At 62.2% G+C, this 23,885-nt stretch carries 21 protein-coding genes; 9 read left to right on the forward strand and 12 right to left on the reverse strand.

Annotated features, from left to right (window positions below; all coding sequences use genetic code 11):
- Positions 1 to 1,932, forward strand: a complete 1,932-nt coding sequence (gene dxs, locus G3256_RS18025; RefSeq protein WP_169642139.1) for a 1-deoxy-D-xylulose-5-phosphate synthase — start codon at positions 1 to 3, stop codon at positions 1,930 to 1,932.
- Between the two features lie 18 nt (positions 1,933 to 1,950).
- Here dxs and G3256_RS18030 read toward each other — a convergent pair whose 3' ends face one another.
- The 8 genes from G3256_RS18030 to G3256_RS18065 form a co-directional block, all read right to left on the reverse strand.
- Entirely contained in the window at positions 1,951 to 2,808 is an 858-nt protein-coding gene (locus tag G3256_RS18030; protein WP_169642140.1) for an SDR family oxidoreductase, read from the reverse strand.
- A gap of 36 nt (positions 2,809 to 2,844) precedes the next feature.
- Positions 2,845 to 3,624 carry a carnitinyl-CoA dehydratase gene (locus G3256_RS18035; RefSeq protein ID WP_169642141.1) on the reverse strand — a complete coding sequence of 260 codons (780 nt, stop codon included), beginning with the start codon at positions 3,622 to 3,624 and terminating at the stop codon, positions 2,845 to 2,847.
- Positions 3,625 to 3,637: 13 nt separating this feature from the next.
- Positions 3,638 to 5,713: an acetate--CoA ligase family protein gene (locus tag G3256_RS18040; protein ID WP_169642142.1), complete on the reverse strand. Its 2,076-nt coding sequence runs from the start codon at positions 5,711 to 5,713 to the stop codon at positions 3,638 to 3,640.
- The gene (locus G3256_RS18045; RefSeq protein WP_169642143.1) at positions 5,710 to 6,873 is read right to left on the reverse strand and encodes an acyl-CoA dehydrogenase family protein; all 1,164 of its coding nucleotides are present in this window, start codon (positions 6,871 to 6,873) and stop codon (positions 5,710 to 5,712) included. The genes G3256_RS18040 and G3256_RS18045 overlap by 4 nt, the downstream gene beginning before the upstream one ends.
- A gap of 113 nt (positions 6,874 to 6,986) precedes the next feature.
- Positions 6,987 to 7,523, reverse strand: coding sequence for a hypothetical protein (locus tag G3256_RS18050; protein ID WP_246227692.1), 537 nt, complete (start codon positions 7,521 to 7,523; stop codon positions 6,987 to 6,989).
- Between the two features lie 21 nt (positions 7,524 to 7,544).
- Positions 7,545 to 8,300: a class II aldolase and adducin N-terminal domain-containing protein gene (locus G3256_RS18055; RefSeq protein WP_169642144.1), complete on the reverse strand. Its 756-nt coding sequence runs from the start codon at positions 8,298 to 8,300 to the stop codon at positions 7,545 to 7,547.
- 68 nt (positions 8,301 to 8,368) lie between these two features.
- On the reverse strand, positions 8,369 to 9,358 hold the full coding sequence (locus G3256_RS18060) for a DNA topoisomerase IB (protein ID WP_169642145.1): 990 nt from the start codon (positions 9,356 to 9,358) through the stop codon (positions 8,369 to 8,371).
- Between the two features lie 63 nt (positions 9,359 to 9,421).
- Positions 9,422 to 9,841: a VOC family protein gene (locus G3256_RS18065; RefSeq protein ID WP_169642146.1), complete on the reverse strand. Its 420-nt coding sequence runs from the start codon at positions 9,839 to 9,841 to the stop codon at positions 9,422 to 9,424.
- 49 nt (positions 9,842 to 9,890) lie between these two features.
- On the opposite strand from G3256_RS18065, the gene ade reads away from it, so the two are divergent.
- From ade to G3256_RS18080, 3 genes are all read left to right on the forward strand, one after another.
- Positions 9,891 to 11,693: an adenine deaminase gene (ade, locus tag G3256_RS18070; RefSeq protein ID WP_169642147.1), complete on the forward strand. Its 1,803-nt coding sequence runs from the start codon at positions 9,891 to 9,893 to the stop codon at positions 11,691 to 11,693.
- Positions 11,690 to 13,153 (forward strand): AMP nucleosidase, encoded by a 1,464-nt coding sequence (locus G3256_RS18075; RefSeq protein WP_169642148.1) that lies wholly within the window; start codon positions 11,690 to 11,692, stop codon positions 13,151 to 13,153. The genes ade and G3256_RS18075 overlap by 4 nt, the downstream gene beginning before the upstream one ends.
- A gap of 140 nt (positions 13,154 to 13,293) precedes the next feature.
- Positions 13,294 to 13,584 (forward strand): HU family DNA-binding protein, encoded by a 291-nt coding sequence (locus G3256_RS18080; protein WP_169642149.1) that lies wholly within the window; start codon positions 13,294 to 13,296, stop codon positions 13,582 to 13,584.
- Between the two features lie 239 nt (positions 13,585 to 13,823).
- Here the strand turns inward: G3256_RS18080 and G3256_RS18085 are convergent, their stop codons facing one another.
- Positions 13,824 to 15,077 (reverse strand): MFS transporter, encoded by a 1,254-nt coding sequence (locus G3256_RS18085; protein WP_169642150.1) that lies wholly within the window; start codon positions 15,075 to 15,077, stop codon positions 13,824 to 13,826.
- Between the two features lie 351 nt (positions 15,078 to 15,428).
- On the opposite strand from G3256_RS18085, the gene G3256_RS18090 reads away from it, so the two are divergent.
- Together G3256_RS18090 and G3256_RS18095 are read left to right on the forward strand one after the other, a co-directional pair.
- Positions 15,429 to 16,298 (forward strand): DMT family transporter, encoded by an 870-nt coding sequence (locus G3256_RS18090; protein ID WP_169642151.1) that lies wholly within the window; start codon positions 15,429 to 15,431, stop codon positions 16,296 to 16,298.
- A 66-nt stretch (positions 16,299 to 16,364) separates the two neighbouring features.
- Positions 16,365 to 17,348, forward strand: coding sequence for a GlxA family transcriptional regulator (locus tag G3256_RS18095; protein WP_169642152.1), 984 nt, complete (start codon positions 16,365 to 16,367; stop codon positions 17,346 to 17,348).
- Positions 17,349 to 17,357: 9 nt separating this feature from the next.
- Here the strand turns inward: G3256_RS18095 and G3256_RS18100 are convergent, their stop codons facing one another.
- The gene (locus G3256_RS18100; RefSeq protein WP_169642153.1) at positions 17,358 to 17,990 is read right to left on the reverse strand and encodes a class I SAM-dependent DNA methyltransferase; all 633 of its coding nucleotides are present in this window, start codon (positions 17,988 to 17,990) and stop codon (positions 17,358 to 17,360) included.
- Positions 17,991 to 18,022: 32 nt separating this feature from the next.
- Positions 18,023 to 18,550, reverse strand: coding sequence for a glutathione peroxidase (locus tag G3256_RS18105; protein ID WP_169642154.1), 528 nt, complete (start codon positions 18,548 to 18,550; stop codon positions 18,023 to 18,025).
- A 135-nt stretch (positions 18,551 to 18,685) separates the two neighbouring features.
- On the opposite strand from G3256_RS18105, the gene msrB reads away from it, so the two are divergent.
- The 3 genes from msrB (at position 18,686) to G3256_RS19340 (ending at position 21,873) form a co-directional block, all read left to right on the forward strand.
- Positions 18,686 to 19,135: a peptide-methionine (R)-S-oxide reductase MsrB gene (gene msrB / locus G3256_RS18110; RefSeq protein WP_169642155.1), complete on the forward strand. Its 450-nt coding sequence runs from the start codon at positions 18,686 to 18,688 to the stop codon at positions 19,133 to 19,135.
- Complete coding sequence (gene msrA, locus G3256_RS18115; RefSeq protein WP_169642156.1) at positions 19,132 to 19,653, forward strand: peptide-methionine (S)-S-oxide reductase MsrA; 522 nt, start codon at positions 19,132 to 19,134, stop codon at positions 19,651 to 19,653. The genes msrB and msrA overlap by 4 nt, the downstream gene beginning before the upstream one ends.
- Before the next feature lie 156 nt (positions 19,654 to 19,809).
- The gene (locus G3256_RS19340; RefSeq protein WP_169642157.1) at positions 19,810 to 21,873 is read left to right on the forward strand and encodes a methyl-accepting chemotaxis protein; all 2,064 of its coding nucleotides are present in this window, start codon (positions 19,810 to 19,812) and stop codon (positions 21,871 to 21,873) included.
- A 4-nt stretch (positions 21,874 to 21,877) separates the two neighbouring features.
- Here the strand turns inward: G3256_RS19340 and G3256_RS18125 are convergent, their stop codons facing one another.
- Positions 21,878 to 23,884, reverse strand: coding sequence for a hydantoinase/oxoprolinase N-terminal domain-containing protein (locus tag G3256_RS18125; RefSeq protein ID WP_169642158.1), 2,007 nt, complete (start codon positions 23,882 to 23,884; stop codon positions 21,878 to 21,880).
- Between the last annotated feature and the right edge of the window lies 1 nt (position 23,885).

Here is a 23,885-nt window from a genome sequence, read left to right on the forward strand (position 1 = left end):
ATGACTGCGGACACCCCCGATACACCCCTGCTGGACAGGATCTCGCGCCCGGCGGATATGAAATCGCTCAGCGACCGAGAGTTGCGGCAGCTTGCTGATGAGCTGCGGTCCGAGACCATCTCGGCAGTGTCGGTCACCGGCGGGCATCTGGGCGCTGGTCTGGGTGTTGTGGAGCTCACCGTGGCGCTGCATGCTGTGTTCGACACGCCGCGCGACAAGGTCATCTGGGATGTGGGACACCAGTGCTATCCCCACAAGATCCTTACTGAACGGCGCGACAGAATCCGCACACTGCGCATGAAAGACGGGCTGAGCGGGTTCACCAAACGCAGCGAATCTCCCTATGATCCCTTCGGTGCGGCCCACAGCTCCACCTCGGTCTCAGCCGCACTCGGCTTTGCAGTTGCCCGCGATCTGGGTGGCGTGGTGCCCGAAGGTCTGGGAGACGCCATTGCGGTGATCGGCGATGGCTCCATGAGTGCCGGCATGGCCTATGAGGCGCTCAATAATGCCGGCCATCTGGGCAAGCGGCTGATCGTGATCCTCAATGACAATGAGATGTCGATCGCACCGCCCGTGGGTGCGATGTCGTCCTATCTCAGCCGGCTTTATGCCGAAGAGCCTTTCCAGGATTTCAAAGCGGCCGCCAAGGGGGCTGTGAGCCTTCTGCCGGAACCCTTCCGCGAAGGGGCACGACGCGCCAAGGATATGCTCAAGGGCATGGCCGTCGGTGGCACGCTTTTCGAACAGCTGGGTTTTTCCTATCTGGGGCCGATTGACGGCCATGACATGGACCAGTTGCTGCCGGTTCTGCGCACCGTCAAAGCCCGCGCGACAGGCCCCATTCTGATCCATGTGCTGACCAAAAAGGGGAAAGGGTACGGCCCCGCAGAGAGCGCGCGCGACAAAGGCCATGCAACGGCCAAATTCAATGTGGTCACCGGCGAGCAGAAAAAAGCGCCCTCGAATGCACCGAGCTACACCCGCGTTTTTGCCGACAGCCTGCTGCAGGAAGCTGCCGGGGACGACAAAATCTGCGCCGTGACAGCGGCCATGCCGGACGGCACCGGGCTGAACCTTTTTGCCGAACGCTATCCGGGGCGGTGCTTTGACGTCGGTATCGCCGAGCAGCATGGCGTGACCTTTTCGGCAGCCCTCGCCGCCGGCGGAATGAAGCCCTTCTGCGCGATGTATTCAACCTTCCTGCAGCGCGGTTATGACCAGGTTGTGCATGACGTGGCAATCCAGCGTCTGCAGGTGCGTTTTGCCATCGACCGGGCCGGGCTGGTGGGTGCCGATGGCGCCACACATGCGGGTTCTTTCGACGTCGCCTATCTCGCCAATCTGCCGGGTTTTGTCGTGATGGCCGCCGCGGACGAGGCAGAGCTGCGGCATATGGTGGCCACGGCTGCCGCATATGATGACGGACCCATTGCCTTCCGGTTCCCGCGCGGCGAGGGCCGCGGGGTGGACATGCCGGAACGGGGCGTGCCTCTGGAAATCGGCCGCGGGCGGATCATCGCACAGGGCGCGCGTGTGGCGCTTCTGTCCTTTGGCACCCGGCTTGAAGAGACAGAGAAGGCCGCAGAAGCTCTGCGTGCGCGGGGCATTTCCCCCACCGTCGCAGATGCACGTTTTGCCAAACCACTGGACCGCGAAATGATCCTCAGCCTTGCCGAAAATCACGAGGCGCTGATTACCATCGAAGAGGGCGCGATCGGCGGTTTTGGCAGCCATGTGGCACAGCTTCTGGCAGAGGAAGGCGTCTTTGATCACGGGCTGAAGTACCGCTCCATGGTGCTGCCCGATATCTTCATCGACCAGGCCAGCCCGGCGGATATGTACGCGGTTGCTGCGATGAATGCCGCCGATATCGAGAGCAAGGTCCTTTCGGTGCTCGGTATTGCGCAGATCGGAGAGGCGCGCGCCTGACCCACAGGGCACGCGCCGTCAGGCACCGCCGTCTTTCAGCATCGCCTCAAGGCCGGATCTGTAGTCCGGATAGAGCAGATCGATCCCAAGCTCACTGCGAATGAGGTCATTGCTGACTTTCTTGCTCTCGGCGTAAAAACTGCGCGCCATCGGCGTCAGATCCGCGTCCTCAAATGCAACAGCGGGTGGCAGGGGAACCTCCAGAAGTGTCGCGGCATACCCGATCACGTCCTGCGGGGGTGCCGGATCATTGTCACAGACATTATAAATCGCCCCCGGTCGGGGCTGTTTCAGCGAGGCTTCAAGAATTTGCGCGATATCCTCCACATGGATACGCGAAAACACCTGGTCTTTTTTGATGATCCGTCGCGCAGTGCCGTTCAGCACCTTTGCAAAAGGACCGCGCCCGGGGCCGTAAATACCCGCGAGACGAAAGATATGCAGCGGCAGGCCGGGAATGGCAGCCCAGGCGGCTTCCGCTTCGACCCGCGCCTGACCGCGCCGTGTTGCCGGGGTCAGAGGTGCTGTCTCATCCACCCAGCCCCCGCCATGATCGCCATAGACCCCTGTCGTCGAGAGATACCCGGCCCAGTCCAGACCACCGGCTGCGGCAATGACAGCGGCGCGCGCCTCCGCCAGCACCGGATCGCCGTCCGGCCCCGGCCCGGCCGAGATCAGCAGGGCATCGGCCTCATCGAAGAACGGGCTCAGATCTGTCCCCGGCCAGATCACCGGTTCGGCTCCGGTCTGCGCGATCTCAGCTGCCTTTTCTGCGGACCGGGTCGTCCCGATGACCCGCCAGCCTTTGGCCAGCAACCTCGGTGCCAGCGCCCGCGCGCTGTACCCGTGCCCGAGAGACAGAAGTGTTTTACTCATGGCGTGGCAATGACCCGGCGCGGGCGCAGAAGATGCTCACCGTCCCTTCCAGACCGGATCGCGTTTCTCAGAAAAAGCGCGCGCACCTTCCAGCTGATCTTCGGAGGCATAGAGACGGTCGACGGTTTCCAGCTGCCGCTTTGTGATGCGGTTCATCGTGTCCTGGAACTTTGCGTCCTCCGCATCCCGCACGATTTCCTTGATCGCCGCATAGACCAGCGGTGGCCCCGAGGCGAGCAGGTCCGCCATTTCCCGTGCGCGGTCCATCAGCGCAGCACCGGGAACGATCTCATTGACGAGCCCCCAGTGCTTTGCCTCCGCTACGTCAAACCAGCGCCCGGTCAGCAACAGCTCCATTGCGATATGATAAGGAATGCGTTTGGGCAGTTTGACCGAGGCTGCATCCGCGACAGTACCCGAACGGATTTCCGGAAGCGCAAACTGCGCATGATCGGCGGCGATGATGATATCGGCACTCAGAGCGAGTTCAAGCCCGCCGCCGCAGGCGATCCCGTTCACCGCAGCAATGACAGGCTTGTTCATACCGCGCAGCTCCTGCAGCCCGCCGAAACCACCCACCCCGTAGTCACCATCAACCGCGTCGCCGTCTGCCGCGGCTTTCAGGTCCCAGCCCGGGCAGAAGAACTTGCCGCCGGCACCGGTGATGATCGCCACCCGCAGATCAGGATCATCGCGGAATGCCGCAAAGACCTCGCCCATACGGCGCGATGTCACCAGATCGATCGCATTGGCTTTGGGGCGGTCAAGCGTTACCTCGAAAACGGCCCCTCTGGTTTCGGTTCTGATCGGGTCCATAGGTGTTCTCCTGTTACTCCGCTGCCGGGGCCATGACGACAAGGGCATCAACCGCAATCGCGTCCCCGGGCATCGCCATCAGCGGGTTGATCTCAGCTTCGCTGATGCGGTCCGACAGCGCAATCACACAGTCCTGTAACGCCATGACCGCGTCGAGGATCGCCTCCATATCTGCAGCGGGCCGGCCCCGGTACCCGCGCAGCACCGGGGCACAGCGCAGCGTGCCGATGGCGTCCCTGACAGCCTCGCGCCGTGCCGGCACCATAAGCGACACCCTGTCGTTCAAAAGCTCGGTCATCACACCCCCGGCCGCGACCGAGAGGATGAACCCGTGCGCCGGATCCCGCACCACGCCGATAAGCAGTTCCGCAACCGCCCCGGTCACCATTTCCTCCACGAGAAAATGCTGTGCCTGCATTCTGCCCGCAGCAGCTGCAAGTTCAGCGTGGCTCAGACCGGTTACAACACCGCCGCTGTCAGATTTATGCGCCATGCCTTCCGCCTTCAGAACCAGCGGCGCGCACAGCCCGGCGGCCCGGTCGGCAATCTCATGCGCGGCAAGACCGCCGGCGTATCCCGGCACGCGCAGACCATATCCTGCCAGAAGCACCTTTGCCTCGGCTTCGGTGAGTGTCATGGCGGTTCGCTCCGGGCCAGGGGGCAATGAGGGCGCTTTTTCCGGTGCGCGCAGAACCGCTGCCGCCTCCGCCGCGGCGATCGCCTCCGGGATACCGTAAAGCGGAATAACACCACCCGCCACCAGCTCGCGCGCCACATCAGCCGGCATCAGTTCGGGTAGCGTGGAAACCACAGCTACCGGGCAGCCCCCGTCTGCTGCCACAGCAATCGCCGCCTGCGTGGCACTTTTCCAGTCGCCCGGATCGGTATGCGGATAGTCCAGTACAATCAGCAACAGACCCGTGTCAGGGGTGGCCATCGGGCGCCAGGCGGCTGTCATCTTCGTCGCATCGCCCCATATATACGTATTGTAATCCAGTGGGTTAGAAAGCGCGACCATGGGCCCGAGCGCTGCGGCAAGTTCTTTTTTCTGGTCCGCTGTAAGAGGCCGATACATGACCGAACGGCCGACCACCGCATCTGCCATCAGACCTGCCTCGCCCCCGGAACAACTGATCGAAGCCAGCGCAGAGCTGCGCAAAGGCCCCGCCATATGCAACAGCTTCAGCGCTTCCAGAAACGACGGCAGGTCGCGCAGCCGGGGAATGCCCAGATACCGCAATAATGCATCCGCACCGGCATCACTGCCGGCCAGTGACGCCGTATGAGACACAGTCGCGACCCGCGCCTGCTCGGAAGCACCCGCTTTCAGTGCAAGAAGCGGCACACCCCGGGCCTTTGCCTTTACCGCGAGACGGTGCCAGGCACCGGTTTCACCAAATCCTTCTATATGCAGACCGATCGCAGTGATCTTCGGATCATCCAGCAGCGCCATTGCAATTGCGGCCTGTGTCGTCTGTGCCATATTCCCGCAGGCCACAACAAATGCGACCGGTATCTGACGCTGCTGCATCGTCAGATTGATCGCGATGTTCGAGCTTTGCGTCAGCAGCGCCACGCCGCGCGCCACAGGTTTACATCCGTGCTGATCCGGCCAGAGCAGCACGCCATCAAGCGCATTGATAAACCCGTAACAGTTGGGGCCCAGTACCGGCATCTCTCCGGCGGCGGCAACCAGCCTTCGCTGCAGATCACCTGCAGCAGCATCCTCCGCCTGCGCCTCTGAAAACCCGGAGGCAAAACAGACCGCGCCGCCGGCCCCCATGGCCGCAAGCGCTGCGACGACCTCAACCGTCTGATGCCGGTTCACCCCGATAAAAGCCGCATCCGGCACGCCCGGCAGGTCCGAAACTACCGGCACCGCTGCCACGCCTTCAACCTCATCGGCGCGCGGATGCACCCGCCAGATCTTACCGGAATACCCTATGATCTGCAGCTGATGCACGACCTGCCGGCACCAGGCCCCGCCGCCGACAACCACTACCGAAGCCGGGTTCAGCAGCCGCGCAAGATCACCGCCCCCCCGCTTCTCTGGTTCGGAAATATCCCCGCCGGAGGCATAAAAACTCATGCACCCAGCGCCCGCAGCAGATCACGGCTGATGATGTGGCGCTGGATCTCCGAGGTCCCGTCCCAGATGCGTTCCACCCGCGCATCGCGCCAGAACCGTTCCAGCGGAAAATCATCCATCAAACCCATCCCTCCGTGGATCTGGATGGCGGCATCCGTCACCCGGGCGAGCATCTCAGAGGCATAAAGCTTGGCCGAGGCAATCTCGCGGTTCGCGGGCAGACACCGGTCCAGACGATCGGCGGATGCCAGGGTCAGCAGATCGGCGGCATCGATCTCAGTGATCATATCGGCAAGCTGAAAACTCACACCCTGAAATTTCCCGATCTTCTGGCCGAACTGTTCGCGTTCGGCGGCATAGTTCACCGCATACTCAAAGACACGCCGCGCCCGCCCGACGCTCATCGTGGCCACGGTGATGCGGGTGGCATAAAGCCAGGTGTTCATCACCTCAAAGCCGCCATCGACCTCGCCCAGCACCTGCGCCTCCGGCAGACGGCAGTCGTCAAAATCGAGGATCATGTTTTTGTAGCCACGGTGACTGACCGATTTATACCCGTCACGAATGGTGAAGCCCGGGGTGCCTCGGTCCACCAGAAAAGCCGTGATCCGTTTTTTCGGCCCCTTTGGCGTCTGATCCTCGCCGGTCGCAATAAAGACGATGATAAAATCGGCGTGCTCGGCTCCGGAGATAAAATGCTTGGTGCCGTTGACGACCCAGTCCCCCCCGTCACGTACTGCCGCACATTTCATCCCGCGCACGTCAGATCCGGCACCGGGTTCAGTCATCGCCAGCGCATCCATCCGCTCGCCGCGCACCGCAGGCATAAGATACCGCTCAACCTGATCTCCGGTGCAGGCCATCAGAATGTTCTGCGGCCGCCCGAAAAAATGCGTCAGCGCCATGGAGCCACGCCCCAGTTCGCGCTCCACCAGCGCAAATTCCAGATGGTTCAGCCCGGCACAACCCACACTCTCAGGAAAATTACAGGCATAAAACCCAAGCTCCAGCGTCTTGCGTCTGATCTCCTGCGCGATCTCGCCGGGCACTTCACCCGTGCTCTCCACCAGCGCTTCATGCGGATAAATCTCTTTTTCGACAAAGCTGCGGACGGTCTCCGCTATCATATGGTGCTCGTCGGTCAGTCCGTAGGTTGTCATGTGTCATGCCATCTCAAAGCTGTATCAGGAAGGTAAAACGACTGCCCCCCGCTAGCCCGGACGGCGCGTGCTCGTCCAGCACTTGAGATCATCGATAACAAAACCGGCCTGCATCACGTGTACATCTGCTTGTCGTGCGCCCGTGTCCCGTTCGTCGCCGGAGCCGGTCCCTTGTGACAGCTGTCGAACCAGCGGTCCCGGGGCATCCCGACAGCGCCGTAGTTACCCTTGAAATGCGTCTGGTTGAAAAACACGTGGTCCACCGGATGCTGCCAGGGGCCTGCCTTGACGTCGCGATGATGCAGGCAACCGGCCGGCTTACAGAGCGGCGGCCGGCGCAGCAGCCGTTGCACACGATAAAAGAGAGAGCCGGACCAGATCAGGATCAGCACGGGAAAGGCCACAAACCAAACCGGGTCCCCCGGAAAGAGCGTGACCGGCGTACGGCCATTGGCCATAGCCCGGAAGACCAGCACCTGAACTGCCGTCCGGAGCGCAATACAGCCGGCGACGTGCCAGAACATGCTGCCATTAACCCGAAGCCCGAAAGTACAGGTGCCGTTGCGGCGCATCTGATCGCGCGCAGCCGCGGTGGCCACTGAAAAAGTGTGCTCTGCACAGGCGGCGTGGCCGGCCGGAATTTCCGGCATCCGGCCCCGCGCGCTTCCGCATCAGCTGGCATAGGTGCTTCCCTCTTCGTCGAGGATCGCTTTGAGTTCCGCCAGGTGGCGGGCATCCTGTTCGGGGTAGTTCTCAATTTCCTGCGCCGTCTTCTCAGCGACTTCATCAGAGAGTATCCGCAGGGTCTGGCCGGTCTGCAGCGCCAGCATATAGGTCTGGCAGGCGCGCTCGAAATAGAACATCCGGTTGAAGGTATCGGCGACCGTATCACCGATGATCATGATGCCGTGGTTGCCCATGATCATAACCTTTTTCTTCGGATCGTCGAAAAGCTTTGCGCAGCGTTCGCCCTCATCCTCGAACGCGAGGCCACCATAGCTTTCGTCAATCACATAACGGTTGAAAAAGATGCAGGCGTTCTGATCCACCGGCGGCAGGCGGCTGTCTGCGAGCGAGGCCAGCGCCGTGGCATAGGGCGAATGCACATGCATCGCACAGCGCGCATGCGGGCAGTGCCGGTGCAGCCCGCCATGCAGACCCCAGGCGGTGGGATCCGGGGCATCCGGCCCCTTCAGCGTATCAGGGTCATTGGCGTCCACCACAATCAGGTCGCTGGCTTTGATGCGCGAAAAATGCACCTGATTGGGGTTCATCAGAAACCGCGTGCCATCGTCATTGATGGCGAGGCTGAAATGATTGGCGACCGCTTCGTGCATATTGAGCCGGACGGTCCAGCGAAAGGCCGCCGCAAGATCCACGCGTTCCTGCCAGTGATCCATGTTCAGCCGTGTGTCATTCCCGTCCATCTGCATGCTCCCTGATTGCCGTCGTGTCATCCAAGCACGGGTTCGGGACCGGCGCCATAAAAAACCGCTCAGAAGGTGCCGCCGAGCAGATGCAGGAGCTGTTCTTCCGCGCGGCGCAATCCGGTTTTCTCCGGCGCCTCATGTGCGAGCCTTTCGCGCAGGTCGGAGGCGGCGTCGGTCAGGGCAATCACATCGGGGTGGATATAGCTGTTGCGCGCGATGGTGTGGGTATTGTGCAGCCGTTCAGCGGCGGCGTCCGACATCGCACGGATGGTCGGTTTTTCCAGCGAAAGGGCCGCCTCCAGGGCCGCCGCACTGCCGTTCCAGGTGCGGAAGGTGCGCGCGGTCATGCGGCTGTCACCGGTGATCTCTGCAATCGTTGCGTTGACCTCATCCGAGGTTACCCGGTGCGCCTCGCCCTCATCGCTCAGCCAGCTTACCAGGGCCGGTCCCGGCAGATCGCCGTGGCGCGTCAGCGTGCGGTTGAGCGTGCTGTCGCGCACCCGCCGCACCACCTTTTTGCCGCCCTTGGCCCGGTAGCGCAGGATCATTGTATCGCCGTCCAGCTCCAGATGCCGGCGGCGCAGCGTGGTCGCGCCAAAGCTGTTGTTTTCGCGGCTATAGGCCGGATGCCCCACGCGCATCGAGAGCCTGTCGATCAGAGCCAGCACACTGGCCACAGCACAGACCCTGTCGCCGGTGTCTTCCTTGAGATCCGACAGGATGCGCCGACGGATGCGCGGCAGCATTTCTCCGAAATCCGCGAGCCGGTCGTACTTGGCGCGGTCCCGCCAGGCCGTCCAGTCGGGGTGATAACGGTATTGTTTGCGACCGCGCGCATCCCGGCCTGTGGCCTGCAGGTGCCCGTCGGGCTCCGGCGAGATCCAGACGTCTTCCCATGCGGGCGGGATCCCCAGGGCATTCAGGCGCGCGCGTTCCGCCTTGTCGCTGATCGCGGATCCGTCGGGTGCGACATAGCCAAAACCCCTGCCATAGCGACGGCGCCGGATGCCCGGACCGGTATCAGGGCTGTATGTGAGGGAGGCCGGGATTTTCAAACGGAGCCGCTTTTCTCATTGTTGCAGGTGCGGCCCAACCCGCCGGCAGGCCCCCCGGTTCCCTCAGAGCGGCCGGCTCGGGATCCAGGCATAGCCGTCGTCACACAGGATATATGCCTCGCGCAGGCCGTGCGGCTTGTCCGCGGGTGCCTGCAGCACCATGGCGCCTGCAGCCTCTGCGCGTGCTGCGGCGGCATCCGGGTCCGTCGCGTAAAAGCGGATCTCGACACCGGCTCCTCTGGGCGGGTTCTCCGGCAGCAGCCCGAGAAGCGGGTTGGCGTGATAGGTGCCATCGCTGTGCAGCTGAAAGACCCCGCCCTCATAGGTCACAATCGCGAAATCATCGCTCAGCCGGTGTATGCCGGTCTCAAAGACAGTTTCCAGAAAGCGCGCGGTTCTGCGCACGTCGCGCACCAGCAGGTTGATCCCGATGCCCCGCAAAGATTTGCCGAAATCCTCTGCCGTGACGGTTTCGTAATCCATTTGCGCCCTCCCCGCTTGAACCTTGCCAGCACACGTGTCAGGCAAGGATATGTCGCACACACCCTTCCCCGCCTGGCCCGATGTGGCAGAACAGCTGATCGCAACGGCCACCGGCAAAACGCCTGCGGACACCGTCATCAAAGGCGGCAAATGGGTCAATGTCCATACCCGCGAAATCCTCGATGACCATGACATCGCTGTTGTCGCGGGCCGCATTGCCTGTGTGGTGCCTGATGCCGGCTATTGCACGGGGCCGGAAACTGAGGTGATTGACGCGCAGGGCCGTTATATGATCCCCGGGCTTTGCGACGGGCATATGCATATTGAAAGTGGCATGCTGACGCCTGCGGAATTTGCGCGCGCGGTGATCCCGCATGGCACCACATCGATGTTCACCGACCCGCATGAGATCGCCAATGTACTGGGGCTTGAGGGCGTGCGCATGATGCATGACGAGGCGCTGATGCAGCCGGTGAATATCTTCACCCAGATGCCGTCCTGTGCGCCTTCCGCACCGGGCATGGAAACCACCGGCTATGAGATCACGCCTGAAGACGTGGCCCTGGCGATGTTCTGGCCCGGCATCATCGGTCTGGGTGAGATGATGAACTTCCCCGGTGTCTCAAACGCTGATCCGAAAATGCTGGCCGAGATCGCCGCCACGCAGAGGGCGAATAAAACCGTGGGCGGACATTATGCCTCGCCCGATCTCGGACCGGCCTTTGCAGGCTATGTCGCGGGCGGGCCGGCGGATGATCACGAAGGCACCTGCGAGGCGGATGCCGTGGCCCGGATGCGCCAGGGAATGCGGTCGATGATCCGTCTTGGCTCTGCCTGGTATGACGTGGAAAGCCAGATCACCGCGATCACCGAAAAAGGCCTCGATCCGCGCAATATGATCCTGTGTACCGATGACTGTCATTCCGGCACGCTGGTGAATGACGGGCATATGAACCGCGTGGTGCGCCATGCGATTGACTGTGGCTGTGACCCGCTGGTGGCGCTGCAGATGGCGACGATCAACACGGCCACGCACTTCGGTCTGGAGCGCGAGATCGGCTCGCTGACCCCTGGCCGGCGGGCGGATGTGATCCTGACGTCGGATCTGAAAACCCTGCCCGTTGAGCTGGTGATGGCGCGCGGGCAGATTGTGGCGCGCGACGGAACATGCCTTGCGGACTGCCCGCATTACGACTGGCCGGATACTGCGCGCAGGACCGTGCGTATGGGCAAAGAGCTTGGGCCGGATGATTTCGCCGTCAAAGCGCCCGCAGGAGCCAATGCGGTCACCGCCAATGTCATCGGCGTCGTCGAAAACCAGGCCCCGACCCGGGCGCTGAAATTCGAGCTTCCCGTAACCGAGGGCCGGGTGCAGGCCACCGGAGAAGTCTGTCAGATCGCTCTCGTGGAGCGACACCGCGCCACGGGCCAGGTGACGAACGCCTTTGTCTCGGGCTTCGGCTATGAAGGGCCGATGGCCATGGCCTCCACCGTGGCGCATGACAGTCACCATATGATCGTGGTGGGCACCGATGCCGCGCATATGGCCATGGCCGCGAACCGTCTGGGCGAGGTTGGCGGCGGCATCGTGATCTTCAAAGACGGCGAAGAACGCGCACTGGTGGAGCTGCCGGTGGCCGGTCTGATGTCCGACAGCCCGGCATCTGAGGTCGCGGCAAAGACCGACCGGATGATGCAGGCCATGCGCGATTGCGGCTGCACACTCAACAACGCCTATATGCAGCATTCGCTGCTGGCTCTCGTGGTCATCCCGGAGTTGCGGATTTCCGATCTGGGGCTGGTGGATGTGCGCACTTTTGAATTCATTCCCGTACTGGAACCCGTTTCATGAGCGATATCCTGACACCGCAGAGCGCGGCCCCCGAAGCCTTTGACGATGCCACGGCCGCCGTTGCACGCCTCGAAGAGCTCTATGCGCAGGCCACTGAATTTCTCTGCAGTCATTTCATGGAGGCCATGGCCAGCGGCGCACCTTCGGGCCGGATCCGCGCGTTTTACCCGCAGGTGTCTCTGACGACTTCAAGCTATGCCCAGGTCGACACCCGGCTCAGCTTTGGCCATGTCTCAGCGCCGGGCACCTATGCCGCAACCATCTCACGTCCGGATCTCTTTCGCGCCTATCTCACACAACAGATCGGGCTGCTGATCCAGAACCACGGCCAGCCGGTGATCGTTGGTGTCTCCGACACGCCGATGCCGGTGCATTTTGCCGTGGCCAGCGATGCCGGCACCACTGTGCCGCAGGAGGGTGCCGCAAGCTTTACCCTGCGCGATTTCTTTGACGTGCCGGATCTGAGCACCACCAACGATGATATCGTGAACGGCACGCTCAAAAGCGAGGATGGCATCGGCCCGCTGGCCCCTTTCACAGCCCAGCGCGTCGATTATTCTCTGGCGCGGCTGTCGCATTACACGGCGACGGATCCGGAGCATTTTCAGAACCACGTGCTCTTTACCAACTACCAGTTCTATGTCTCCGAGTTCGAAGCCTATGCCCGCACGCAGCTGCGCGATCCGGAGTCCGGGTACACGTCCTTTGTCTCGACCGGCAACGCCGAGATCACCGATGCGGATGCGCCGCTGGCGGAGACCGCCAAAACGCCGCAGATGCCCACCTATCACCTCAAGCGGCCCGATAGTTCTGGAATTACGCTGGTAAACATCGGCGTCGGGCCCTCCAACGCCAAAACCGCAACTGACCACATCGCTGTGCTGCGCCCGCATGCCTGGCTGATGGTCGGGCACTGCGCGGGGCTGCGCAACAGCCAGCAGCTGGGGGATTTCGTGCTCGCCCACGCCTATCTGCGCGAGGATAAGGTGCTTGATGACGATCTGCCCCTCTGGGTGCCGATCCCGGCGCTGGCCGAGATACAGATCGCGCTGGAACAGTCGGTGGCAAAGATCACCGAACTCGAAGGATACGATCTGAAGCGGATCATGCGCACCGGCACCGTGGCGAGCCTTGATAACCGCAACTGGGAACTGCGCGACCAGCGCGGCCCGGTGCAGCGTCTCAGCCAGTCGCGCGCCGTGGCGCTTGATATGGAAAGTGCCACGATCGCCGCCAACGGGTTCCGCTTCCGGGTGCCCTACGGCACACTTCTGTGTGTCTCCGACAAGCCGCTGCACGGCGAACTGAAGCTGCCCGGGATGGCCTCTGACTTCTATAAAACACAGGTCGCGCGGCATCTGATGATCGGAATCTGCGCCATGGAGCACCTGCGGAACATGCCGCTGGAACGCATTCACAGCCGGAAATTACGCTCGTTTGAGGAGACTGCCTTCCTCTGACCCGGGAAATCACGCGAAAATCGGTTAAAAAACGCAGGTTTTTCCTTAATATGCACTACTAATCGTTGTGTTCTTACACAACATCCGGATAGATTCGCAGGATGAGGCCCTACTGATCGGGCAGCGAAGGAGATAATAAGATGGCAACCAAACCAATGACAAAAACCCAGCTCGTCGCCGCACTGGCCGAAGAGATGGATACAGACAAGAAATCCGCAAGCGCTGCACTCGATGCGGTGTGCTCGCTGATCACTCGTGAAGTGTCCGGTGGCGGTGCTGTGACACTCCCCGGCGTTGGCAAAATCTACTGCCGCGAGCGGCCTGAGCGTATGGTGCGCAACCCTGCGACCGGCGAACAGTTCAAGAAAGACGCTGACAAAGTGGTCAAGATGACCATTGCAAAAGCGCTGAAAGACAGCGTGAACGGTTAATCCCGGCACATGCTACCTGACAAAGGGTCACCTTCGGGTGGCCCTTTTTTATTGCACTGCGCGCGGGGGAAATGGCGCGCTCTGCACGATAGATGCGGCCGCCTTTCCGGGCTCACCCCGTCGGGATGCACAACACCGGACCGCGCGGGGATTTGCGCGCATCTGTGCCAGACTGTGGCCATCCCTTGCAGAATTTCAGCGCCGCGTCTTCATACAACGGCTCCTTCTGCAATATCCGGTCAGCTCTGCGGCGTTTCCGCCCCGGGATGCATGGCTCCCGCCGTCTGCACCCCGTGCACGGCAATCGGATAGGCCGTTCCGGCGTCCTGTGGTGCGACACTGCGCAGAGACCGGAATACCGCAACGCCTGCTGTGGCCGCCGCCGTCAGCGCAATAAAGCCCGCAAACCCCGACGGTCCGAAAATGCCGATCGCCGACGGCCCGGCAAAGGTGCCCGCGAGGATGCCGATGTTCAGGCTGAGAACGAGCGTCCCGCTTGCCGGAACGATCTGCGACGCCGTCAGGTGATCATTCGCATAGGCAACACAGAGGGAATACACCGGCAGCAGCGTCGCCCCGATCAGCATCGCGCCGGCAAAGGGTACCGCATTGAGCAGGCCCGCCATCAGAGCCGTTGCCACGATACAGCAGACGGTGGAGAGCGCCCCAACGACAATCCGCCGGTCAATACGGTCTGAGAGCCATCCGGCAGGAAACTGCGCCGCCGCACCGGCGAGGGTGGCCGACACGACCAGAAGCGTCGCCCCGGCCGGCGGCATCCCGATTGCCAGACCATAAAGCGGCATGCCGATGTAGAGTGCGGCCTGTGCCGCGCCGTTGAGGATCGCGCCGAATGCCCCCATCGGCGTGATCCGTGCAAGGCGCAGCACTGACATGCGTGAGGGCGGCACGTAATCCGGTGCCGGGTTGCCGGACAGCAGGACAGGCAGCAGCGACAGCGAGATCAGGATTGACGCCACGCCAAAGAGCAGCGCCCCGGTCGGGTCGTCAAAGCCCGCCATTGCCTGGCCGAGGGATGCACCTGCGGTCTGCACTACGAAATAAGCCGACAAAAGCGATGCCCGTGAGCGGTTGGTCGCCTTGGCGTTCAGCCAGCTTTCGGAAATGACGTAAAGCCCCGGAAAGCAAAAACCGGCCAGCAACCGCATCGCAAACCAGGCCTGGAACTCTGACGAGAGCAGATGCACCACTGCGGCGATCGAGCACAACGACGCCAGCGCCGCAAAGGCGCGCACGTGGCCAATGCGTGCGATCAGCCGCGGGGCGAAGAAACACCCCAGAAGCGCGCCCAGCGGATAGCCTGCCTGCATCACGCCGATGGTGCCTGCTGACATGCCGATGGCGACACCCCGGACGCTGAGCAGTGTCACCAGAAGACCGTTCGCCATCATCAGCATGAGCATGCCGACAAAGAGGGCCCAGTTCTGTGCGATGGAGCGGAACATAAAGCCGGGATACTCCCGCAGGATCATTCCGCTTGTTTGAATGCGACACTGCTGTCGCAGGTGCTCATGGCACCGACCGGACCTGAGACAGGCAAAGGCGCGTTACCGTGTCCGGACCAGCTTAAACCGGTCTTTGGCACATTGCAGAGGCCAGCGCCGCGCGACCTCCCCGGGGTAGTCACTGACGGCACCGGTGCCCCTCGGCAATGCCCGCGCAGCATCGGCGCTGGCCACACTGCCGGACCGGGTCCGGGACCATCTTTGTCCGTGCAGCCTGCCGGGGCGGCGGCTGTCCCGCGAAGCCGCTACGCGTCTTGCGCGCACCGGTGATTTCGCCGACTGTCCCGGAACAAGAGGCAGGCGCAGCAGGGGCAACCGATGGACATTCGCGCGATACTGATGGGGCTCGCCTTTGCGATCATGTGGTCGTCGGCCTTTACCTCTGCGCGGATCATCGTGGCAGATGCCTCCCCCATGGCCGCGCTGACCCTGCGCTATCTGATCTCGGGCTGCCTTGGCGTCGGCATCGCGCTGGCTCTAGGCCAGTCATGGCGTCTGACCCCGGCGCAGTGGCGCGCGACCGTGATCTTCGGCGTGCTGCAGAACGCCGTCTATCTGGGGCTTAACTTTGTTGCGATGCAGACCATTCAGGCCTCTGTGGCGGCGATCATCGCCTCTACCATGCCGCTGCTGGTCGCACTTGCCGGGTGGATGTTTCTGGGTGAACGTCTGCGGCCTCTGGGCATCGCCGGCCTGATTGCCGGGGTGGCGGGTGTGGCGCTGATCATGGGCGCACGCATCAACGGCAGCGTGGACATCACCGGGCTGGTTCTCTGCGGCATTGGTGTGGTGGCCCTGACGATTGCCACGCTCTCGGTGCGGGGGGCCACCTCGGGCGGTAATTTCCTGATGATCGTCGGGTTGCAGATGCTGGTGGGCTGCGTTGCCTGCGCGCTGGCCACACTGCTTTTTGAGACGCCGCGCCTTAACCCGACCTGGGCGCTGGCTACGGCATTTGCTTATACAACCATCGTGCCGGGGCTGGCCGCGACCTTTGTCTGGTTCTGGCTGGTCAACCGGATCGGGGCAACGCGGGCCGCGACCTTTCACTTTCTCAACCCGTTTCTGGGCGTGGCTGTGGCGGCGCTCCTGCTGTCCGAGCCGCTGGGCGGGCGGGATATCATCGGGGTCGCGATCATCGCACTTGGCATCCTCGCGGTGCAGATTTCACGACAAAGAGCGTCGTAAACCGCACAGGAGCCTGGCCTCGCCCGCGCTAGCATCCGGTCAGTGAGATCCGCGAAAGACAGTGCCATGACACCGGCGCCCGGCCCGAAATCCTATGCGTTTGTCCTGATCCCCGGCTTTTCGCAACTGGGCTTTGCCTGCGCGCTCGAAGCGCTGAGCCTTGCGAACCGTTACCCGTCAGGCGGCCCGTTTTACCACTGGCGGGTGTTGTCAGAGACCGGCGCGCCGGTTGCGGCCTATAACGGTGTGACCACGGCAACGGACGGTCCCCTGACAGAGCTTGCACGCGATGAGACGATTGTCATCTGCGCGGGCGAGGATGTCGGCCGCAACACCTCGAAAAAACTGCTGAACTGGCTCAGGCGCGAGGTGCGGCGGGGCATGGATTTCGGCGCGCTGTCTTCGGGTACCTATGTGCTCGCCCTCGCCGGGCTGATATCAGGCAAACGGGTGACAACGCACTGGGAATACCGCGCAGCCCTGACTGAAATCCTGCCTGACGTGATCATGGAGGATAACATCTTCTCCACAGACGGACGGGTTTTCACAACGGCGGGCGGGGCCGCGTCAATGGATATGATGCTTGACCGGATCGGCACCGATTACGGTGCTGATCTGGCGACATGGGTTGCCGATCAGATGGTCTATACCAACCCGCGCCTGCCCGACCACGCCCAGCGGGTGGCGCTCAGGACCCGGCCCCAGGTCCGCAATCAGAAACTCGCCCTGGCCGTGCAGATCATGAACAACAATATCGAAGATCCCGTGTCGCCGGATGAGATATCCCATCTGATCGGGCTGTCAACGCGGCAGCTGGAACGGCTTTTCGCCCGCTATATGGCCAGCTCGCCCAAGCGGTACTACCTGCGCCTGCGCCTGGCCAAAGCGCGCGATCTGCTGCGCCAGACCGACTTTTCCGTGACCGATGTCTGTGTGGCCTGCGGTTTCCGCTCGCTGTCGCATTTCTCTAAAACCTACCGGGCGGCCTATGGCATCAGCCCGGGTCTCGAAGGCGGTACCGCAAAGCTGGTCTGGCGGGACACCGATTAACCGGCGCGCTCAGACTTTGCGGAAGCTGACCACGAGACCCTCGTCGTTGCGGTGCGGGCCTGTCGCCGCCGGGCCGTAGATCGGAAGGCTGACCTTTGTGAAATCGCGGATCGCCTCGTTAAGACCTGCAAACTTCGCATCAAAGCCGCGTTCTTCGAAGTGCTCTGTCTTGATGGTCAGCACAAACACCGCACCCCGTGCCGCGACCCGCATCAGCTCGTCCAGCGCCTCAGGTCCCACATGTCCGTGGGTGAAGGTGCCTGAACTTACCACACCGTTGTAAATCCCGCTTTCAAGCGGCAGGGGCTGCGTCAGATCCGCGACGATGCGCTGGCGGTAAAGGCCTTTGCCACCGGCCACATCCAGCATCTCCGGCGAAAGATCGACAGCGTCAATGTCCCGCAGACCCTGTGGGGCAAAGGCTGCGGCCACCTGCCCGGTTCCGGCCCCCGCGTCCAGAACGGGGCCCGTGCCGCCGAGCCCGGAAAAGATCCGCACAACGTGGCCCGGCATCACAAAGTCCATTGCCGCAGCAAAACTCTCATCATAGCTCTCAGCCCAGCCGGCATAAAGCGCGCGGTTTTCGTCTGGCGTTTTCAGCGCATAGGCTGCGTCCAGCCCGGGTTTCTTATCCTCTGCCATGTCCCGGTTCCTCCCCGGGCGCAGCATGGCATTCACGACCCGTTCAGCAAAGCCTCAACTGCACCCGTGATGTCACCCGACATCGGTTTTGTGCCCGACCCCCAGGTGCCCGCAACCGATCCGTCCGGGCCGATCAGTACCTTGTTGAAGTTCCAGCGCGGCACGAAGCCGTTATCCGCGCGCAGGTCTTTATAGAAAGGATGCGCGCTCCGGCCTTTGACCCGGGTGATGTCCGTCATCGGCAGGTCGAGGGCAAAGTTCAGTTCGCAGAACTCTTTGACCTCTTCGCCGCTGGCCAGTTCCTGATTGAAATCATCGGACGGGACGGCGAGCACCACCAGACCCTGATCGCGGTACCGGTCATAGAGCGCCTGCAAGCCGTCATACTGATAGGTAAAGCCGCATTGCGAGGCGGTGTTAACGACCAGCACCGGCTGTCCGGCCCAGTCGGCAGTATTATGGCTGCCGCCATCGATATTCGTGAAGACATGCGGGCCCATGCCCGCGACTGCCGCAGTAGCGGCAAAAAGGCTCAGTGCGATGGTGTTCAGAAGTTTCATGGTCATTCTCTCCTGCTGTTAAATGGCGATATAGGGCGTCTTTGCACGCAGACACGTGATCACAGGTCGCAGAGTTTCCTCTTTTCATTCGCGCGCGGCACCATATCTTTCACTGCAAAGGGAAAGGAGCATCATATGCCCGAGTATAAAAAGACCGACGAAGCCCTGAAAAAGCTGTCGCCCGAGGAATTTCGCGTGACCCAGCAGAACGGGACCGAACGCCCCGGCACCGGCAGGCTGCTGGGCAACAAAGAGCCTGGCATCTATGTCGACATCGTTTCCGGCGAGCCGCTTTTTGCCTCTGCGGATAAATACGAGAGCGGCTGTGGCTGGCCCAGTTTCACCAAACCGATTGAGCCGGCGCATGTGCAGGAACTGCGCGACAGTACCCTGGGGATGGTCCGCACCGAGGTCCGCTCGACGCACGGCGACAGTCATCTCGGCCATGTTTTCCCCGACGGTCCCCGGGATCGCGGCGGCCTGCGCTATTGCATCAACTCCGCGTCCCTGCGGTTTGTGCATCGCGATGATATGGAAGCGATGGGATACGGCGATTACATTAATCAGGTGGAGGATGTGGCATGAGCCATCAACGCGCAGTACTTGCGGGGGGCTGTTTCTGGGGCATGCAGGACCTCATTCGCAACCGTCCCGGTGTGATTTCGACACGTGTGGGCTATACCGGCGGTGACGTGCCCAATGCGACCTATCGCAATCACGGCACCCACGCCGAAGGCATCGAGGTGATTTTTGATCCGGAGGTGACCAGCTTCCGCGATCTGCTCGAGCTGTTTTTCCAGATCCATGATCCGACAACGCCGAACCGCCAGGGCAATGACATCGGGCTCAGCTATCGCTCGGCGATATACTATGTCGACGAAGAGCAGAAACAGGTGGCACTGGACACCATTTCGGATGTCGAGGCCTCCGGGCTCTGGCCGGGTAAGGTTGTGACCGAGGTGGAGCCGGTGGGCCCCTTCTGGGAAGCCGAACCCGAGCATCAGGATTATCTTGAGCGGTTCCCCAACGGCTACACCTGCCACTTCCCGAGACCGGGCTGGGTTCTGCCGAAACGCACAGTCTCCGCAGAGCCTGCGGAGTAACACAAACCGGCAGCGCTGTCTGAGGCGCTGCCGCCGCCCCGCAGCGGTGGGCGGGTACGACAGAACCAGGTCCGGTGGCGGCACCAGTCGTCATCTGAATAAACAGGTTCTTAATCCCCGGTCAGGTAAAAGCGCGCATTGTTGCAGGAGACACAGATGCGCTTTTTCGCCCGCAGGACCGAAGTTACTTCTGAGATAAACGACGATGCCGATGCGCTTTTTGAGGCGCTCGGGCTGTCTCATGCCATGGTGTGGTTCGATGGTGACGGCAAGGTTACCCGGACCAACAACAAATTCTGTGAAATCATGGAATATTCGCCGGAACAGGCAATCGGTATGCATCACGATGCTTTTCTGGCCGAATTTGACGATCCTTACCGGCACGACAAGCAGTTCTGGGATGCGATTGCCAAGGCGGAAACAAGCTCGGAAATCGTGCCCCGGGTGACCGGTACAGGCAGGCCGGTATGGCTGTCCGCGACCTATCTGCCGGTGCCGTGCTCCTGCGAGGGGACGTCATGCATGGTGAAGATGTTCCGCGATGTGACCGAACGCGAAACCGTGGTACGCAACGCGCGCAGCCAGTTTGAAGCAATTTCCCGAGAGCAGGCCAAAATCGTGTTTGAGCTCGATGGCACCGTCCGCGAGGCAAACGACCGGTTTCTTGAGGCCATGGGCTACAGCCGTGACGAGGTGGTCGGCAAACATCACAGCATGTTTGTGCACCCCTCCTATGCCGGAACTGACGAGTACAGGAAATTCTGGTCGGACGCACGCGGCGGAGAGTTGCAATCGGGTGTGTTCCGTCGCTTTGGAAAGGGCGGACGGCTTTTATGGCTGCAATGCGTCTATTCCGCAGTGCTCGATTCAGACGGGCGGCAGATCGCCGTGATGAAGATCGCGACCGACGTCACCGAACGCGAGCAGGCCGGCGACCAGGTGAACGCGATTTCACGTGTGCAGGCAGTAATCGAATTCAATATGAACGGTGAAATCCGCAAGGCCAATGACCTGTTTCTTGACGCCATGGGCTATTCGCTGGATGAGGTAAAGGGAAAGCATCACAGCATTTTCATGCCCGAAGGCGAAGCTGAAAAAGAAGATTACGAGAAGCACTGGGATGTCCTGCGTGCGGGCAAATTCCATCAGGGTGATTTTCGCCGCCGCCACAAAAACGGGTCCGATGTCTGGATACAGGCGACGTATAATCCGGTGTTCGGACCCTCCGGAAAACCGGTCAAGGTTGTGAAATATGCAATCGATATAACGCCGCGCGTACGTGCCGTGGCCGACATACGCCGCGGTCTTGCGGAACTGTCTGAGGGTAATCTGGAAATGTCTCTGGACACGCCCTTTGCGCCAGAGTTTGAGCAGCTGCGCCAGGATTTCAACGCGACCCAGAAACGGTTGCTCGAACTGGTGAGCAGCGTGGTAAAATCCACCGAAGGAATTCAGGCCGGAACCACGGAAATCACCCGGGCATCAGAAAGCCTGAGCAGCCGGGCCGAAAGCCAGGCCGCCTCGCTGGAGGAGACCGCAGCCGCCATCACCCAGATGGCAGCTTCGGTGAAATCGACGGCCGAGAATGCCGAGAAAACCAGCGATGTGGTCCGTAAGACCAAATCCCGCGCCGCCAGTGGAACGGATATTATGGCGCGGGCACGGGCGGCGATGGATGCGATCTCATCCGGCTCTTCAGAAATCTCCTCGATCACGTCCGTCATCGACGACATCGCGTTTCAGACCAACCTGCTGGCGCTGAATGCCGGGGTCGAGGCTGCCCGCGCAGGGGACGCCGGGCGCGGATTTGCCGTTGTGGCCTCGGAAGTGCGCGCCCTGGCGCAAAGATCATCAGAGGCCGCGACCCGGATCGCCGGGTTGATTTCCAAATCCTCCGAACAGGTCGATGAGGGCGTTGATCTGGTCTCGCAGACGGGAGAGTCGCTCTCGGAGATCGAGCAGTATGTCTCTGACGTTGCGACAATGGTGGACGACATCGCTGCGGCAGCCGCAGAGCAGTCCGGAGGCCTTTCAGATATCACAGCGTCAGTCGGGAACCTCGACAGCGATACTCAGAAGAACGCCGCGATGTTCACGGAAACCCGGGCCACCACACAGTCGCTTGCCGATGAGGTCGCCTCGCTGGGCAGAATAACAGCAGAGTTCAATGTCGGAGCAGGTATCGAGGCGACGCTGCCCCCTCAGCGGCTGGCGTCATAGGCGGTCAGCCCGTGGCAACACGTGGCCTGCCTGTGGCCTCCACCGTGACCGTCGCCTCGACAAAAACGCTGCGCGCCTCGACATCCGCGCTTCGGATATCGCGCGACACGCGCGTCTGGATATCCACGGCCCCTGCCGACCGGGCGCGGGTCTCGGTTTCACTCCGGAGCAGGGTTTCCAGTGCGGCAAGCGCGGTTTCCTCGTCCGTGAAATCCTGGGGCGCGCCGGCGGAATGCACCCGGTAACGGCCCTCGCCGGGCGAGGTCACGGTACCGCTCCGCCGCATGGTTATCTGTCCGGTTACAGCGCCGATTGCATTCGCAACACCACCATGGCCGGGAAGGATCATCCGGGTTCCAAGGCGTTCCCCGACTGCAGGATAATATGCCTGCGCCGAAGCCCCGAGCCCTACCACAGGCAGGTTCAGCCCCGTATCAATTCGCAGCAGGCCCCGGTGCCCGCTCAGGCCGCGCTGCATCAGAACATGTTCTGCCAGCCCTTCAGGCGCCGGCCCGAAACCTTCTCCTTCTTCGGCCAGAGCCGATTCCAGCAGAGCAACGCTGGTCTGATGTGTCAGCTGATCTGTGATCATCCGCGCCAGTGCATCCGCTCCTGATGCCAGAACATTCCCGCTTCCTGTACGGCGCCGCGCCATGAGTGTCAGCGCCTTGCGCGCGGCCGCCGCGTCCCAGGCCTCCAGCGAGCCTGCGATGTGGCTCGCATCCGACGCAGTCACCGCGCCGATCTGTACAAGGCCTCTTTCCACCAGCCGTTTCAGCGCACCATGCTCAAGCCGTGCGCGCAGAATATCGCCCGCCGGGTGCACGGCCGTTCCGATCCGCTCCAGCAATGCTGTTTCCCGCGCCCCGAGGCCTTCGGCGTGCTGCCCCGCCACCGCGCGCAAAAACCGCCCGTCATGTTCTGCCGGAACCGTCGAGCGCAACTGCGCATCAAGCGCCGTGTGCACCACTCCGGGCGCCTCTGCGGCGAGCAGGGAGACCGGCACCACACGCCCGGGCCCGAGGCGCACCCCCCCTTTCAGACCATCAGCCACAACGTGAACTTCGCTGTCCCCGCCAAGGCCGGTCGTGCGCATGGCCACCGCTTCAACCATGGTACGGTAAGGCCCGACGCGCGCACCCGCCGGGTCGATCGCGGGCAGACCATCGCGCAGAACGGCAATGTCTGTGGTCGTCCCGCCAATATCACTGACCAGCGCATTTTCAGCACCTGTCAGCCAGCGCGCGCCGACAATGGAGGCCGCGGGGCCGCTGAGGATCGTCTCAATCGGCCGCTCACGCGCCTGGGCTGCGGAAATCAGCGCGCCGTCACCGCGCACAACCATCATCGGCGCCGTGATCCCGGTCTGCTTCAGGATGTCTTCCGCCCGCCCGATCAGACGTTCAATCATACCGATCAGCCGCGCGTTCAGCACCGCCGTGACCGCCCGCTTCGGACCATTGAGACGGGCTGAAAGCTGATGCGAGGCGGACACCGGACGCCCCGTCGCGGCAGCGATCATCCCGGCGGCGCGCAGTTCATGTGCCGGGTTGCGTGTGGCGAACTGTGCCGCCACCGCAAAGCTGCTGACGCCGCTGCCATGCAGTTCCAGAAATTCTGTGATTGCGGCTTCATCAAGGGGCACAGACTCTCCGCCCGCATGATTGTGGCCGCCCGCACAGATCAGAACCGGATCTCCGCGCAACACGTCCGAAAGACCGTGCGCGTCCAGATCCCGCGCCCGAAAGCCGATATAAATCAGTCCGATGCGCCCGCCCTGTCCTTCCACCAGCGCATTTGTCGCGAGCGTTGTGGAGAGCGATGCCATAGCGACATCCCCGGCGTTCTCTCCGGATGCCACGAGCACCGCGCGCACCGCTTCACCGATGCCGATCGCCAGATCATGGCGCGTTGTCAGCGCCTTGGCCGAAGCAACCACCTCGGTTTCATCCCGGATCAGCACCGCATCCGTAAAAGTCCCGCCGGTATCGACGCCCAGAACAAGCGTCATT

Source organism: Roseobacter ponti, assembly GCF_012932215.1.
In the GTDB taxonomy this organism is placed as follows: domain Bacteria; phylum Pseudomonadota; class Alphaproteobacteria; order Rhodobacterales; family Rhodobacteraceae; genus Roseobacter; species Roseobacter ponti.

Coding starts and splice junctions, on each gene's coding strand:
- dxs (WP_169642139.1), top strand. CDS start 1: ATGACTGCGGACACCCCCGATACACCCCTGCTGGACAGGATCTCGCGC.
- G3256_RS18030 (WP_169642140.1), bottom strand. CDS start 2,808: ATGAGTAAAACACTTCTGTCTCTCGGGCACGGGTACAGCGCGCGGGCG.
- G3256_RS18035 (WP_169642141.1), bottom strand. CDS start 3,624: ATGGACCCGATCAGAACCGAAACCAGAGGGGCCGTTTTCGAGGTAACG.
- G3256_RS18040 (WP_169642142.1), bottom strand. CDS start 5,713: ATGAGTTTTTATGCCTCCGGCGGGGATATTTCCGAACCAGAGAAGCGG.
- G3256_RS18045 (WP_169642143.1), bottom strand. CDS start 6,873: ATGACAACCTACGGACTGACCGACGAGCACCATATGATAGCGGAGACC.
- G3256_RS18050 (WP_246227692.1), bottom strand. CDS start 7,523: ATGCCGGAAATTCCGGCCGGCCACGCCGCCTGTGCAGAGCACACTTTT.
- G3256_RS18055 (WP_169642144.1), bottom strand. CDS start 8,300: ATGGACGGGAATGACACACGGCTGAACATGGATCACTGGCAGGAACGC.
- G3256_RS18065 (WP_169642146.1), bottom strand. CDS start 9,841: ATGGATTACGAAACCGTCACGGCAGAGGATTTCGGCAAATCTTTGCGG.
- ade (WP_169642147.1), top strand. CDS start 9,891: ATGTCGCACACACCCTTCCCCGCCTGGCCCGATGTGGCAGAACAGCTG.
- G3256_RS18075 (WP_169642148.1), top strand. CDS start 11,690: ATGAGCGATATCCTGACACCGCAGAGCGCGGCCCCCGAAGCCTTTGAC.
- G3256_RS18080 (WP_169642149.1), top strand. CDS start 13,294: ATGGCAACCAAACCAATGACAAAAACCCAGCTCGTCGCCGCACTGGCC.
- G3256_RS18085 (WP_169642150.1), bottom strand. CDS start 15,077: ATGATCCTGCGGGAGTATCCCGGCTTTATGTTCCGCTCCATCGCACAG.
- G3256_RS18090 (WP_169642151.1), top strand. CDS start 15,429: ATGGACATTCGCGCGATACTGATGGGGCTCGCCTTTGCGATCATGTGG.
- G3256_RS18095 (WP_169642152.1), top strand. CDS start 16,365: ATGACACCGGCGCCCGGCCCGAAATCCTATGCGTTTGTCCTGATCCCC.
- G3256_RS18100 (WP_169642153.1), bottom strand. CDS start 17,990: ATGGCAGAGGATAAGAAACCCGGGCTGGACGCAGCCTATGCGCTGAAA.
- G3256_RS18105 (WP_169642154.1), bottom strand. CDS start 18,550: ATGAAACTTCTGAACACCATCGCACTGAGCCTTTTTGCCGCTACTGCG.
- msrB (WP_169642155.1), top strand. CDS start 18,686: ATGCCCGAGTATAAAAAGACCGACGAAGCCCTGAAAAAGCTGTCGCCC.
- msrA (WP_169642156.1), top strand. CDS start 19,132: ATGAGCCATCAACGCGCAGTACTTGCGGGGGGCTGTTTCTGGGGCATG.
- G3256_RS19340 (WP_169642157.1), top strand. CDS start 19,810: ATGCGCTTTTTCGCCCGCAGGACCGAAGTTACTTCTGAGATAAACGAC.
- G3256_RS18125 (WP_169642158.1), bottom strand. CDS start 23,884: ATGACGCTTGTTCTGGGCGTCGATACCGGCGGGACTTTTACGGATGCG.